The 13225-nt window shown below is 53.6% G+C and carries 13 protein-coding genes; 12 read left to right on the plus strand and 1 reads right to left on the minus strand.

Annotation, left to right across the window (positions count from 1 at the left end):
* Positions 1 to 31: 31 nt before the first annotated feature.
* From djlA to mnhG, 8 genes are all read left to right on the plus strand, one after another.
* Positions 32 to 793 (plus strand): co-chaperone DjlA, encoded by a 762-nt coding sequence (gene djlA / locus ACQKE4_RS03600; RefSeq protein ID WP_427386937.1) that lies wholly within the window; start codon positions 32 to 34, stop codon positions 791 to 793.
* A 109-nt stretch (positions 794 to 902) separates the two neighbouring features.
* Positions 903 to 1517 carry a glutathione S-transferase family protein gene (locus ACQKE4_RS03605; RefSeq protein ID WP_427386938.1) on the plus strand — a complete coding sequence of 205 codons (615 nt, stop codon included), beginning with the start codon at positions 903 to 905 and terminating at the stop codon, positions 1515 to 1517.
* Between the two features lie 274 nt (positions 1518 to 1791).
* Complete coding sequence (locus ACQKE4_RS03610; RefSeq protein ID WP_427386939.1) at positions 1792 to 4710, plus strand: monovalent cation/H+ antiporter subunit A; 2919 nt, start codon at positions 1792 to 1794, stop codon at positions 4708 to 4710.
* The gene (locus tag ACQKE4_RS03615) at positions 4710 to 5054 is read left to right on the plus strand and encodes a Na+/H+ antiporter subunit C (RefSeq protein ID WP_298056369.1); all 345 of its coding nucleotides are present in this window, start codon (positions 4710 to 4712) and stop codon (positions 5052 to 5054) included. Before ACQKE4_RS03610 ends, ACQKE4_RS03615 begins: the two co-directional genes overlap by 1 nt.
* Complete coding sequence (locus ACQKE4_RS03620; protein WP_427386940.1) at positions 5051 to 6682, plus strand: monovalent cation/H+ antiporter subunit D; 1632 nt, start codon at positions 5051 to 5053, stop codon at positions 6680 to 6682. Before ACQKE4_RS03615 ends, ACQKE4_RS03620 begins: the two co-directional genes overlap by 4 nt.
* A complete protein-coding gene (locus ACQKE4_RS03625) occupies positions 6679 to 7182 on the plus strand; it encodes a Na+/H+ antiporter subunit E (protein ID WP_298056365.1) in 504 nt (167 codons plus the stop codon). Before ACQKE4_RS03620 ends, ACQKE4_RS03625 begins: the two co-directional genes overlap by 4 nt.
* Positions 7183 to 7194: 12 nt before the next feature.
* Positions 7195 to 7473: a K+/H+ antiporter subunit F gene (locus ACQKE4_RS03630; protein ID WP_298056362.1), complete on the plus strand. Its 279-nt coding sequence runs from the start codon at positions 7195 to 7197 to the stop codon at positions 7471 to 7473.
* The gene (gene mnhG, locus ACQKE4_RS03635) at positions 7470 to 7847 is read left to right on the plus strand and encodes a monovalent cation/H(+) antiporter subunit G (protein ID WP_427386941.1); all 378 of its coding nucleotides are present in this window, start codon (positions 7470 to 7472) and stop codon (positions 7845 to 7847) included. Before ACQKE4_RS03630 ends, mnhG begins: the two co-directional genes overlap by 4 nt.
* A gap of 66 nt (positions 7848 to 7913) precedes the next feature.
* On the opposite strand, the gene ribA is transcribed toward mnhG, so the two are convergent.
* Positions 7914 to 8549 (minus strand): GTP cyclohydrolase II, encoded by a 636-nt coding sequence (gene ribA / locus ACQKE4_RS03640; RefSeq protein WP_427386942.1) that lies wholly within the window; start codon positions 8547 to 8549, stop codon positions 7914 to 7916.
* A gap of 288 nt (positions 8550 to 8837) precedes the next feature.
* Here ribA and hemE point away from each other — a divergent pair, with 288 nt between their 5' ends.
* The 4 genes from hemE (at position 8838) to ACQKE4_RS03660 (ending at position 13170) form a co-directional block, all read left to right on the plus strand.
* Complete coding sequence (hemE, locus tag ACQKE4_RS03645) at positions 8838 to 9950, plus strand: uroporphyrinogen decarboxylase (protein WP_427386943.1); 1113 nt, start codon at positions 8838 to 8840, stop codon at positions 9948 to 9950.
* On the plus strand, positions 9950 to 10810 hold the full coding sequence (gene speE, locus ACQKE4_RS03650) for a polyamine aminopropyltransferase (RefSeq protein WP_427386944.1): 861 nt from the start codon (positions 9950 to 9952) through the stop codon (positions 10808 to 10810). Before hemE ends, speE begins: the two co-directional genes overlap by 1 nt.
* 92 nt (positions 10811 to 10902) lie before the next feature.
* A complete protein-coding gene (locus tag ACQKE4_RS03655; protein WP_427386945.1) occupies positions 10903 to 11916 on the plus strand; it encodes an amino acid ABC transporter substrate-binding protein in 1014 nt (337 codons plus the stop codon).
* A gap of 228 nt (positions 11917 to 12144) precedes the next feature.
* Positions 12145 to 13170 (plus strand): amino acid ABC transporter substrate-binding protein, encoded by a 1026-nt coding sequence (locus tag ACQKE4_RS03660; RefSeq protein ID WP_427386946.1) that lies wholly within the window; start codon positions 12145 to 12147, stop codon positions 13168 to 13170.
* Positions 13171 to 13225 lie beyond the last annotated feature (55 nt).

Below are 13225 nucleotides of genomic sequence, written 5' to 3' on the forward strand. Positions count from 1 at the left end.
GCATTGTTTTTAAATAACTTTCGAGACCCTCATGCTATTTCTAATTATTATTTTTGCCTTGATTGGCCTTGCAACCGGTGGCCCGGTGGGGCTGCTTATTGGCGGCGGTCTGGGTTGGTGGCTAGGACGGCGCTTGAGCCGTCGCCTGAACATCGCCCGCATGCGTATTCAGGAAGGCTTTCTTGAGTCGATTTTTTCGGTGATGGGCTGCCTGTGCCAGGCCGATGGCAAAGTGACCGAAGGCGAGCTGGACGTCGCCGAAAATCTGTTTGACCAGATGCGCTTGCAAGGCGAACAGCGGGCCAAGGCACGGGCTGCTTTTGAGCGTGGACGCGCCGCTGACTTCAATTTAGATGCCGAGCTCGCCTCCGTTAATCGCCTAACCCAGCGTCAGCCGGTACTGCGTCAAGTATTTATCCAGGTTCAACTGACGGCGATTGCCGCTGATGGTGTACTCCACCCTGTTGAGCACGACATGATTCTGCGCGTCGCCCGCGGCGTGGGCTGTAGCGATGCGGAAGTGCAGCAGATCGAAGCCATGCTGCACGGCGCAGCGGCGAACTCTCAAGGCGCTAGCGAAGAAGCGCTTAAAGACGCTTACCGCGTGTTGGGGGTTTCTGAAGACGCCAGCGATGCCGAGCTTAAAAAAGCCTATCGTCGTCTAATGAGTCAAAATCACCCCGACAAACTCGCTGGTAAAGGCTTACCCGAGAGCATGCGCGATGTCGCCCAGGCACGTACCAGCGAAATCGGCAATGCTTATGAGCGTATCCGTTTAGCGCGTGAGGGTTAAGCGACTAGCTCTTAGAAATGGCATGTTTAGAAATAGCACCTTGTAAATCGACAGCACCACTCGCGCCCACTAAATTTAAGTGTTTGCTTATTATCCAGGAGCCGCCGCCATGATAACGCTATACAGCTTCCCCCACTCACGCTCGCTACGAGTTTCGTGGACGCTTGAAGAACTCGGCCTGGAGTATCAGTGCCAGCACGTAGCGCTGGATAAAGGTGAGGGCCAAACCGCCGAGCATTTGGCACGCCACCCGGATGGAAAGGTGCCAGTACTTGAGGATGGAGAACTAGCCCTGTTTGAGTCAGCGCCGATCTGCCGCTATTTGGCCGAAAACTATGCCAACGGTACGCTGCTACCCACTGATGCTGCCTCCCGCGCCCAGGTTGACCAGTGGCTAAGCTTTATCGTCACTGAACTTGAGCAGCCACTATGGAATCAGGCCAAGCATAAGTTTGCCCTGCCTCAGGATAAGCGCGTACCAGCCATTCTTCCGATTTGCGCCTGGGAGTTTCAGCGAGCGTTAAGCGCTTTAGAGCGGCGCTATAACGGCCAGGAAAATTTGGTCGGCAATTCGTTTACGCTCGCGGATGTGTTTTTAACCCATACGCTCTCTTGGGCGATTAGCATGAAACATCGCTTACCTGAAACGCTACTGGCCTATCGCGAACGGCACATTCTACGTCCCGCTATGGCACGTGCGATAGCGCGTGAACAAGCAGTCTAGCTGTGTGGTAATTTGCCGTTCTGGCGATCAAACGCTGGAATGGCATATCACTTATTTAGCTATTTCAACTACATACATATAGCAAATCATGCATACTGAGACCGTTTTATACACCTAGCAGTTGTATGCAGAACCGCTCATTTACGCTTGTGCATCACCATGTGATCACGTAAATTCAACACGTAAGTCGATACTACATACATACGTTTTGGTGCCCTACTACTTTCGATTTCTACCTTTACTCCCTTCAAATACATCATATTGACGGAGCCCCATGCTGCTACTGTTACTGATCCTAATGCCGGTACTTGGCAGCATTGTCGCCGCACTAATGCCTGCTAATGCGCGTAATCGCGAAGCGTGGCTTGCGGGAGGCATTGCCTTTACGGGGCTATTAATCACTGCTTCTTTGTACCCCCAGATAAATCCTGGCGACTTAGATGCTGGCGGGGTAGTCCGTTATCAGCTCGATTGGATGCCCCACTACGGGTTGAACTTTGTGCTGCGCATGGATGGCTTAGCCTGGATGTTCTCAATGCTGATTTTAGGCATCGGTGTCCTGGTGGTTATTTATGCACGCTACTACATGTCACCCAAAGACCCGGTTCCACGGTTCTTCTCTTTTTTATTAGCATTTATGGCTTCCATGCTCGGCGTGGTGCTATCGGGAAATCTGATTCAACTGGTTGTATTCTGGGAGTTAACCAGCCTTACCTCGTTTCTGTTAATTGGCTACTGGCACCACCGTGCGGATGCACGTCGCGGTGCACGCATGGCGTTTACGGTGACCGCCACGGGGGGCCTATGCCTGCTGGTGGGAGTGCTCATGCTGGGCCATATCGTGGGCAGTTATTCGTTAGATGTTGTGTTGGCATCGGGGGATATTATTCGTGCCCACCCCTGGTACTTACCGACGTTAGTTCTTGTCGCCTTAGGTGCGCTAACCAAAAGCGCCCAATTCCCGTTCCATTTTTGGTTACCTCACGCCATGGCGGCCCCCACGCCCGTCTCGGCCTTTTTACACTCGGCAACCATGGTCAAAGCGGGCATCTTTTTATTGATGCGCTTATGGCCTTCGCTTTCGGGAACGCCGGAGTGGACATGGATCATCGGCGGGGCAGGCCTGTGCACGCTATTAATTGGCGCCTTTACCGCCATTTTTCAGCATGATCTAAAAGGCTTATTGGCCTACTCGACGATCAGCCACCTGGGGCTAATTACCTTACTGTTAGGGATTGGCACGCCGCTGGCAATGGTGGCAGCCATTTTCCACACCCTTAACCATGCAACCTTTAAAGCGTCACTGTTTATGTCGGCGGGCATTATCGATCACGAAAGCGGCACCCGTGATATGCGCAAGCTACGCGGGCTCTACAAAGTACTTCCCTATACCGCTACCTTGGCTATCGTAGCCAGTGCGGCCATGGCAGGCGTACCGCTGCTAAACGGCTTTCTTTCAAAAGAAATGTTCTTCGCAGAAGCCTTGGCAGTGGGGTCTGCCCGCAACTGGAGCATGTCAGCGGCGGCGGTGTTAATGGGTATTTTCAGCGTTGCCTACTCGCTGCGCTTCATTTACGTGTTCTTTGGTCCGCTGGCAACGGATTTACCACGGCAACCTCACGAGCCCCCGCGCTGGATGCGTTTCCCGGTGGAACTGCTGGTGCTGGGTTGTTTGGTTGTGGGCGTTATTCCTGGTTTGAGCGTTGGCCCTTTCCTCAACACAGCGGTGATCTCCGTACTGGGCGAGCAAACGCCTTACTACAGCCTTTCGGTTTGGCACGGCTTTAACTTACCGCTGTTAATGAGCGCGCTGGCCTTGGTCGGTGGGGTGCTGTTTTATATCTGGCTGCGCACACGTTACGGCTTGATTCAGTCCAGCCGGGTGCCATTTTTACACCGCTTTAATGGCAAGCAAGCTTACGAGAGCACGATGTTGCGCATCTCCTCCATCGCTGCCGTGCTGGAAAAACTGTTAAGCACCCGACGCATTCAGCCTCAACTGCTGCTGATGATCGTTCTGCTGTTAGTCGTACCGCTATTGATTGTGCGCCCTGTGTCACTGCTAACATTTTCATCTGGCGGGGAGTTCTCGCCGCTCTTCGCGGGTCTTTGGGTGATCGGCGCGATCTGTGCGCTTGCTGCCGCTTGGCAGGCCAAATATCACCGCTTAGCCGCACTAAGCTTGGTTGGTGGTGTTGGTATTGTGGTGAGTATTACCTTCCTATGGCTTTCAGCGCCTGATTTGGCACTGACCCAACTGATGGTGGAAACCGTCACCACGGTGCTGATTCTGCTCGGTCTTCGCTGGCTGCCTGCGCGAAAGACACCGAAAGAGTTGAATATTCGGGCCACGCGACTTTCTTGGCTGCGCCGCTCCCGCGACATGGTGGTGGCCATCATAGCGGGGCTTTGCATGACGATTGTCAGCTATGCGGTGCTAGTGCGTTCTGCTCCGATGGGCGGTATTTCTGAGTTCTTTATGGCCCGGGCGCTCACCGAAGGCGGTGGCAGCAATGTGGTGAATGTGCTGCTGGTCGACTTCCGTAACTTCGACACGTTAGGCGAGGTCGCCGTACTCGCCATTGTGGCGCTGACGGTCTACGCCCTGCTGCGACGCTTCCGCCCAGCCCCTGAAAGCGTGCCTATTCCTGCCCAGCAAACTAACAGCGTTGACCCTGCCGCAGGTCAAACGCCTACTCAGCAAGTGGAACGCGGCTACCTGATGGTGCCCAGCGTTTACCTACGGTTGCTGCTACCCATCATGGTCGTCATTGCTGCGTACTTCTTTATTCGCGGCCATAACCTACCGGGCGGTGGTTTCGTGGCGGGGCTTACCTTTGCCGTGGCGATTATTGTTCAGTATATGCTGGCCGGCACTAGCTGGGTGGAGAGCCACCTTCGCTTACAGCCTCACCGCTGGATTGCGTTTGGCATAATAACCGCCTGCGCCACAGGATTAGGTGCCTGGTGGTTCGGTCATCCCTTCTTAACGACGCATACCGCGCATATAACCTTGCCGGTGCTGGGTGAGATCCACCTGCCCAGTGCGTTTATTTTCGATTTGGGTGTCTTTGGCGTGGTCGTTGGATCCACCATCCTGATTCTTGTCGCCTTGGCCCACCAATCGGTGCGTAGTCATCGCCTACCTATCAGCAATGCCACTATCCCCACCGTCGGTAAGGAGGCCAACTGATGGAAGCTGTGATCGCGATTGCCATTGGCATTATGTTCGGCGCTGGCGTTTGGCTGATTCTGCGCCCACGTACATTCCAGGTGATTACTGGGCTGCTGTTGATTTCCTATGCCGTGAACCTGTTTATTTTCATTATGGGGCGCCTCTCGATCAATCAGGCACCCTTAACACTAGGCGGGGGAGAGATTGACCCTTCGCTATACGCGGACCCGCTGCCACAGGCACTAGTATTGACAGCGATCGTAATTGGCTTCGCAACAACCGCCCTTTATCTCGTTGTGATGATTGGCGCACGCGGTTTAACCGGTACTGACCACGTTGATGGTAAGGAGATGGATAAATGAGCCTATCCTGGGTTCAACACCTTATCCTCGCACCGGTCATAGTGCCCTTACTATGCGGCGCTCTGCTGATCTTAGTGAATGAGCGTCGCCACGAGCGTAAGTTTCTCATTAACTTGATTAGCACTATTTCTTTGTTAGTGATTTCACTGGTGCTGCTCTACCTCTCTGATAGTGAGTACTGGCCTGACGGGATTGGCGTTTACCTTTCCGCCAATTGGGCAGCACCGTTTGGTATTGTGCTGCTAGTAGATCGGCTTACGGCGGTGATGATGCTACTCACCTCTGTGCTGGCGCTTGCCTCGTTAGTCTTTTCGATGACTCGTTGGAGCCGTATTGGCGTTCACTTTCATTCGCTGTTCCAGTTTCTATTAATGGGTATTAACGGCGCTTTTCTGACCAATGATCTGTTCAACCTGTTCGTCTTCTTCGAGGTGATGCTGGCCGCCTCGTATGGGCTGGTACTGCACGGCTACAACACCCGGCGCATTCGCGCGGGTATGCAATACATTGTGGTTAACCTGCTGGCATCGTTTTTCTTCTTGATAGGCGTAGCGCTGATTTACGCGACGACCGGCACTTTGAATATGACGGATCTTGCAGCGCGCCTGGATCTTTTGGCGGCGGAGGATTTAGTGCTGCTAAAAGTGGGTATCGTCATTCTAGCGCTGGCGTTTTTGACCAAAAGCGCCATGTGGCCACTGGGCTTCTGGCTACCGACGACCTACTCGGCCGCATCGCCGCCGGTTGCGGCGATGATGGTGCTGATGACCAAAATTGGCGTATATGTATTGCTACGCCTCTGGCTGCTGCTGTTCTCAGAGGGGCCGGCGGCAGGATTTGGGTTCGACTTATTACTGTGGGGCGGGCTTATTACGCTGGCGTTTGGCAGTATTGGCCTGTTGGCCAGCCAAGAGCCAGGGCGCATGGCCGGGTATGCGGCGGTCATTTCTTCCGGCACGCTGCTGGCAGCAGTGGGCTATGGGCAACCTGAGCTGATCAACATTGCACTCTTTTATCTGATTAGCTCAACCCTGGCAGTCGCTGCCTTCTTGCTGCTCATTGAGTTGATCGAGCGGATCAGAACCCCCGGTGCCGCCATGCTAGCACTGACCATGGAAGCATTTGCCGTGGAGGACAAGCCAGGCGAGCCTGTGGGCGTGCCCATTCCAGGCGCGCTGGCTTTTTTAGGCTTGGCGTTTGCAGGTTGCGCGCTGGTGATCACCGGCCTGCCGCCTCTTTCAGGTTTCATCTCCAAGTTTGGCTTGATGCACACGCTGCTCAATCCAACAGAGATGGCGACCAGCATGGTGACTTGGTTGCTGTTAACGTTAATCGTGCTTTCAGGCTTCGCGGGCATTATTTCGTTAATGCGTTTTGGTGTGCGCACCTTTTGGGCCTCCAGCAACCCATCACCGCCCCATTTGCAGCGTTCTGAAGTGGCCCCTATTACCGCACTACTGGTGCTGTGCGTTATATTGACGGCTCAAGCGGGTCCTACGCTGGCCTATCTGGAGCGTAGTGCCGAGCCACTTCATCAGCCCGGCCTATACATCGATAGAATTGCCTCCGAGCCCGTGATTACCCGAGAGCCAGGATATACTCAAGAACCAGTGGGAGAGAGCTTATGAGCCTTCAACGCTGGCTACCTTCACCGCTGCTATCTCTTGCGTTACTGGTTATGTGGCTACTGCTCAACGAGAGCGTCGCACCGGGGCAAATAGTGCTGGGTGGGCTGCTTGCTATTGCAGCGCCATTACTAACCAAGCCGTTGCGCCCCCTAGCGCCAGTGACATTTAGAAAGCCTTTAGTGCTGGCGCGCCTGCTTACCATGGCGTTAATCGAGATTATTCGTTCCTGCTTTAATGTCAGCCGCATCATCCTGTTCGCTAAACCCAAAGGCCTTAACTCGCAGTTCATCCGAATACCACTTGATTTGCAGCACCCTCACGGTTTGGCCCTGCTCTCGTGCTTGATTAACTCAACTCCGGGCACCGTATGGGTCGAGATTCTGCCCGGTTCCCATGATTTGGCGTTGCATGTTTTCGACCTCCACGATGATCAGTGGTGGATCGAGACCATCAAGACACGCTATGAGAAACCATTGATCGAGATTTTCGATCATGTATAGGAGCGCGCGCCAGTGACGACCATTTTATCGCTAACGATCAACTTCACGCTGCTATGTATTATTCTGGCGATGATTCTCTGCATGGTGCGCCTGCTGATCGGCCCCGCTGCCCAAGACCGCGTACTCGCGCTAGATACCCTATGGATGTGTGCCATGCTGCTAGCGCTCGCCCTGGGCATTCGGTTCGGTAATTTGATCTATTTTGAAGCGGCCATGCTGATCGCTTTAACTGGGTTTGTTTCCACGGTAGCGCTCACCAAATTTTTGATGCGCGGCGAGGTAATCGAATGAGTCCTGAACTAGACAGTCTACCGGTTTGGATCAGCCTGCCCGTCACGCTACTACTTTTGCTGGGCAGTCTTATCGTGCTGATTGGCGCCATCGGTTTGGTGCGTTTGCCGCACTTTTATCAGCGTATCCATGGCCCTGCCATTACGGTCACGCTAGGCGCTGGCTGTATTTTAATTGCCTCAATGCTGTTTTTTACTGCGTTGCAGTCACGGCTGGTGATTCATGAGCTACTGATCACCGCGTTTATTCTGCTAACCGCCCCTGTGGTTGCCATGCTGCTCATGCGCACCGCTGTCTATCGCGACCTTCGCGCCCGTCGGCGCGCAAGTGAGACAGAATCCAACGAGGTTTATCCCTTCTCATCGGATGATTAAAAGAGGCTATCGGCTGATGCTATGCAGGGGTGTGGAGTAGTACGGCACTCAACGCCCTTTTCAATATCACCCCTTGCGCTCAATATCCACATCGCTGGCGTGGGTGAAGTCATCGAGTGCCATCATATGACCGAGCTTACCCGCTTTAGTGGAGAGATAGTGCTCGTTATGGGGATTCAGGCCGGTGGTAATTGGTAAGCGTTCAACCACGTTCACACCGTCGCGAGTCAGGGCATCCACCTTGCGCGGATTGTTGGTCATTAAGCGTAGCGACGTAACCCCCAGATGATTGAGCATTGGCACGCACAGATCGTAACGACGCATATCGGCACCAAAGCCGAGCTGCTCGTTGGCTTCAACCGTATCGGCGCCTTGATCCTGCAGATTATAAGCGCGAATTTTGTTTAACAGGCCAATACCACGCCCTTCTTGGCGCAGATAAAACAGCACACCGCGGCCTTCTTCCGCAATACGCTTAAGCGCTTCCTGCAGCTGATAGCCACAGTCACAGCGCATCGAAAACAGCGCATCGCCAGTTAAGCACTCCGAATGCACCCGCCCCAATACTGGCGCGTTGCCGGTCACATCACCCAACGTTAGGGCGATATGATCCTTGCCAGTGGCCTCATCTTCGAAGCCATGCATAGTAAATGTTGCCCAGGGCGTGGGCAGCTGAGAAGCAGCAATGAAGCGAATGGTCACAGGTTACCTCGCTGATTAACCAAACCAGTCAACCAAACCAGTGTTGGCAAAGTGGGCAGCTATTCTACCAGGAAGCGGCGCCCGCCTCACGGTGGCGATGCGGCCAAAATCGGTTAATTAGGTGAGAAAAATTGGCGGGGTGCGACGATTTTTGCCACCGAGTACGCCGCCCTAGCGCCTATCTTCAAGTACAATTGCCCACATACGTTGTTTAAATACCCTATTTACATACTATCCCACATACGGTTCTAAGTACGATGCGGGCAAATTTCTTAAGAGCAAGTGTCTATGACCACCACACCGTTGCAAAATGATCGTTTTCTTCGCGCTCTCGCGCGCCAGCCTGTCGACCGCACGCCAGTATGGATGATGCGTCAGGCTGGACGCTACCTGCCGGAGTACCGCGCCAGCCGGGCCGATGCAGGCAGCTTTATGGATCTGTGCCGCAACCACGATCTAGCCTGCGAAGTCACCCTCCAGCCGTTGGAACGCTACCCGCTGGATGCTGCGATTCTGTTCTCGGATATTTTGACCATTCCAGATGCAATGGGATTGGGACTCTATTTTGAAACTGGCGAAGGCCCCAAGTTTCGCAAAACCGTGCGCACGCCAGCAGAAGTAGCTGCACTGAGCGTGCCCGATGCCGAGCGCGATTTGGATTACGTGATGCGTGCAGTGTCGACCATTCGCCGTGAGTTAAATGGCCGCATGCCACTGATTGGCTTTTCCGGTAGCCCCTGGACGCTGGCGACGTACATGGTCGAGGGCGGCTCCAGCAAGGATTTCCGCCACCTGAAAACCATGCTTTACGATACGCCGGATACCATGCACCAGTTGCTGGATACGCTAGCGCATGCAGTGACCGATTACTTAAATGCCCAGATTCGCGCAGGTGCTCAGGCGGTACAGATTTTTGATACTTGGGGCGGCGCACTCTCTACACCAGCGTATCTTGAGTTCTCACTGCGCTATATGGAGCAGATCGTTTCTGGATTGATCCGCGAACATGACGGACGCCACGTACCGGTCATTCTGTTTACTAAAAATGGCGGCCAGTGGCTTGAGCATATCGCCTGTGCCAGTGCTGATGCGCTAGGTATCGATTGGTCTACCGAGCTTTCTGATGCCCGCGCTCGCGTTGGTCATAAAGTCGCTCTGCAGGGCAACCTTGATCCCAATGTGCTGTTTGCTCGCCCATCGGCTATTCGGGCAGAAGTGGCCCGCGTGCTGGAGAGCTACGGTCGCGGCCCGGGCCACGTGTTTAACCTGGGTCACGGTATCAGCCAGTTTACCAACCCGGATAACGTCACTGCCTTTATGGAGGCGCTGCACGAGCTAAGTCCGCAGTACCATCGGGATATCCCAACCCAACCAAATACATCACACTCAGGAGCCAATTGATGAGCGAATTACGCGACGACCAGTGGTTTACCGAAGTCTTTGATAGCCACGGCAGCGCTTTCTCGCTGAAGATTTCTGAAAAGCTGCTGGATGTACAAAGCCAATATCAACACCTGGAAGTCTATGCCACCGAGACTTACGGCAACCTGATGGTATTGGATGGCTGCGTGATGCTAACCGAACGCGATAATTTTCTTTATCACGAGATGATTGCTCACCCTGCTTTGTTTACCCACCAAGACCCCAAACGGGTGGTGATTATCGGTGGTGGCGACTGCGGCACCTTAAAAGAGGTGTTACGCCACCCAGGCGTTGAGAAAGTTACCCAGATTGATATCGACGAAGAAGTCACCAAGGCCTCAGAGCGCTTCTTCCCTACGCTGGTTGAATCGAATAACGATCCGCGCGCGGAATTGTTGTTCGCCGATGGCGTAAAGTGGGTGAACGATGCACCAGATGAGAGCATCGATGTATTGATTATCGACTCTACCGACCCGGTAGGTCCCGCCGAAGGGCTGTTTAAAACCGACTTTTTAAAGCGCTGCCACCGTATTTTGAAAAGTGGAGGTGTGATAGTGCAGCAGAGCGAATCACCGCTATACCATAGTGGCTCGATCATTCGTGAGCTGCGCAACGATATGCAGGAAGCCGGATTTGACAGCGTTGCCACGCTCCCCTTCCCTCAGCCGGTTTACCCTTCAGGCTGGTGGAGTGTCACGCTGGCGGGCAAAGCCACCGACGTTAACACCTTCCGCGAGCAAGCAGCCACCGAGCACGAAATGCCGCTACAATACTACACAAGTGATGCCCACCGTGGTGCGCTAGCGCTGCCGCCGTTTATGCGTAAAGCCTTCGCATAAACGTGCGATGCTACGTTTCGCTGAGGCCGGGCATTGCTCGGCCTTTTTTATGGGCTTACGTTGGCTGACCCTTTCACGTGAAGGAATAACAAATGAATAACGCTCGTTGGTTGGGATTTGGACTCGGAATATTAGTACCTGTGATGGCCATGGCCGGCAGTACCTTGGACACCGTTCAAGAACGCGATAGCGTGCGCTGTGGCGTTAACGCCGCCCAGCCGGGCTTTTCGGCATTAGATGATGGTGGTCAATATCAGGGGCTGGACACCGATGTGTGCCGCGCCATTGCCGCTGCGGCGCTAGGCGACGCGACAAAAGTGGATTTTGTGCCACTCGACTCAGTGGAACGTTTCACTGCACTGCAGTCCGGTGAAGTAGACGTTCTATCACGCACTACCACCTGGACATCAAGCCGTGATACCACCCTGGGCATGAACTTCACCGGCGTGAGCTACTACGATGGCCAAGCCTTTATGGTGGCCAGTGATCTAGGCGTACAAAGCGCTGTAGAGCTTGATGGTGCGGCGGTATGCACCCAGTCCGGCACTACCAGCGAACTTAATCTTGCCGACTACTTTCGCACCCACGGCATGACCTACGATGCGATCGTGTTTGATGCTCCCGAACAGGCGATTGCTGGTTTTGAAGCGGGTCGTTGCGACATTTTGAGTTCCGACGCTTCACAACTTTACGCTCAGCGCATGCAGCTCGCCGACCCCAATATGGCGGTAGTGTTGCCTGAAATCATCTCAAAAGAGCCGCTCGGCCCCGCGGTTCGACAAGGTGACGATCAGTGGTTCAATATTGTGAAGTGGTCACTGTTTGCAATGCTCAATGCGGAAGAACTAGACGTTACGCAAGCCAATGTCGATGAGCAGCTTGGCTCTGAAAACCCAGACGTAATGCGCCTGCTCGGCCAAGACAGTGATGTTGGCGAGCCAATGGGTATCAATCATGACTGGGCGTATCAAATTATCAAACAGGTGGGTAACTACGCGGATATTTATGAACGTAACGTCGGTGCTGACTCTGGCTTCAACATTGCCCGAGGTTTAAACGCTCTGTGGAAAGATGGTGGCATTCAATACGCTCCACCCATCCGCTAGTCCTCCACCACATAACGCAACAAACAACGACATTAGCGGCGCGCACAAAAATAGAGCAATCGTTGTCCGCTAATGTGCGTTTCTGCACCAATACTTTCGTATATAGCGCTCTTTTTGCGTTGAAAAGCGCTGAATTTGTCGACATATCCCTGTTGGCATCTTCCTTGCTAGGTTTAGTTACATGCTCCGGCATGCGTAACTATATTAATTACTTCGAGGGGAAACTAAATGTTCAATAAAAAACACTTGGCGCTGCTGGCGTCTGCTGGCTCACTTAGCTTAGCGGGAATGGCGACGGCACATGCCGACACCTTTGAAGATACTGTTAACCGTGGCGCCGTTCAGTGTGGCGTAAGTGACGGTTTGCCAGGCTTTTCAGCACCAGATGACGATGGTAACTGGCAAGGCTTGGACGTTGATGTATGCCGCGCCGTCGCCGCAGCCGTTCTTGGCGATGCCGAAGCTGTTAACTATATTTCCCTAAACGCCGTTGAGCGTTTTACCGCCCTGCAATCAGGTGAAGTAGACATTCTGTCACGCAACACTACCTGGACCACTACCCGCGACACCACCCTGGGTCTTAACTTCACCGGCGTTAACTTCTATGACGGTCAGGGCTTCATGGTTTCTCGTGATCTAGGCATTTCCAGTGCTGACGAGCTTGATGGTGCATCTATCTGTATCCAGTCCGGTACTACCACTGAATTGAACCTGGCTGACTACTTCCGTGCTAACGACATGGAGTTCGATCCGATTGTATTTGATACCTCTGAGCAAACCGTGGGTGGCTACCAAGCTGGCCGCTGTGACGTTCTGACGTCTGATACCTCTCAGTTAGCCGCACTGCGCATTCAACTAGATGACCCTGAAGCTTCCGTTATTTTGACTGACGTTATCTCCAAAGAGCCGCTGGGCCCTGTGGTTCGTCAAGGTGATGACCTTTGGTTCAACATCGTGAAGTGGTCTTTGTTCGCGATGATTAACGCAGAAGAGTATGGCGTAACTAGCGAAAACGCTGAAGAAATGCTCGACTCAGAAAACCCTGACATTGCTCGCCTGCTTGGCCAAGACGGCAACTACGGCGAAGGCATGGGCCTTGAAGCTGACTGGGCTTACAACATTGTTAGCCAAGTGGGTAACTACGCTGAAAGCTTCGAGCGTAACGTAGGTATGGACTCACCGCTTGAAATTGAACGTGGTGTTAACGCCCTGTGGAACGACGGTGGCTTCCAGTACGCTCCCCCGATTCGCTAAGCGTCTCGCTTGACCCCGGCCCGCCCCCTTTTTAGCTAAAGGCCATGGCGGGCCA

Source organism: Halomonas sp. NPDC076908 (assembly GCF_050269715.1).
Classification (GTDB): Bacteria; Pseudomonadota; Gammaproteobacteria; order Pseudomonadales; family Halomonadaceae; genus Vreelandella.

Bases quoted from the DNA above. Each gene is read 5' to 3' on its own strand.
- djlA (WP_427386937.1), top strand. From the start codon at position 32: ATGCTATTTCTAATTATTATTTTTGCCTTGATTGGCCTTGCAACCGGT.
- ACQKE4_RS03605 (WP_427386938.1), top strand. From the start codon at position 903: ATGATAACGCTATACAGCTTCCCCCACTCACGCTCGCTACGAGTTTCG.
- ACQKE4_RS03610 (WP_427386939.1), top strand. From the start codon at position 1,792: ATGCTGCTACTGTTACTGATCCTAATGCCGGTACTTGGCAGCATTGTC.
- ACQKE4_RS03615 (WP_298056369.1), top strand. From the start codon at position 4,710: ATGGAAGCTGTGATCGCGATTGCCATTGGCATTATGTTCGGCGCTGGC.
- ACQKE4_RS03620 (WP_427386940.1), top strand. From the start codon at position 5,051: ATGAGCCTATCCTGGGTTCAACACCTTATCCTCGCACCGGTCATAGTG.
- ACQKE4_RS03625 (WP_298056365.1), top strand. From the start codon at position 6,679: ATGAGCCTTCAACGCTGGCTACCTTCACCGCTGCTATCTCTTGCGTTA.
- mnhG (WP_427386941.1), top strand. From the start codon at position 7,470: ATGAGTCCTGAACTAGACAGTCTACCGGTTTGGATCAGCCTGCCCGTC.
- hemE (WP_427386943.1), top strand. From the start codon at position 8,838: ATGACCACCACACCGTTGCAAAATGATCGTTTTCTTCGCGCTCTCGCG.
- speE (WP_427386944.1), top strand. From the start codon at position 9,950: ATGAGCGAATTACGCGACGACCAGTGGTTTACCGAAGTCTTTGATAGC.
- ACQKE4_RS03655 (WP_427386945.1), top strand. From the start codon at position 10,903: ATGAATAACGCTCGTTGGTTGGGATTTGGACTCGGAATATTAGTACCT.
- ACQKE4_RS03660 (WP_427386946.1), top strand. From the start codon at position 12,145: ATGTTCAATAAAAAACACTTGGCGCTGCTGGCGTCTGCTGGCTCACTT.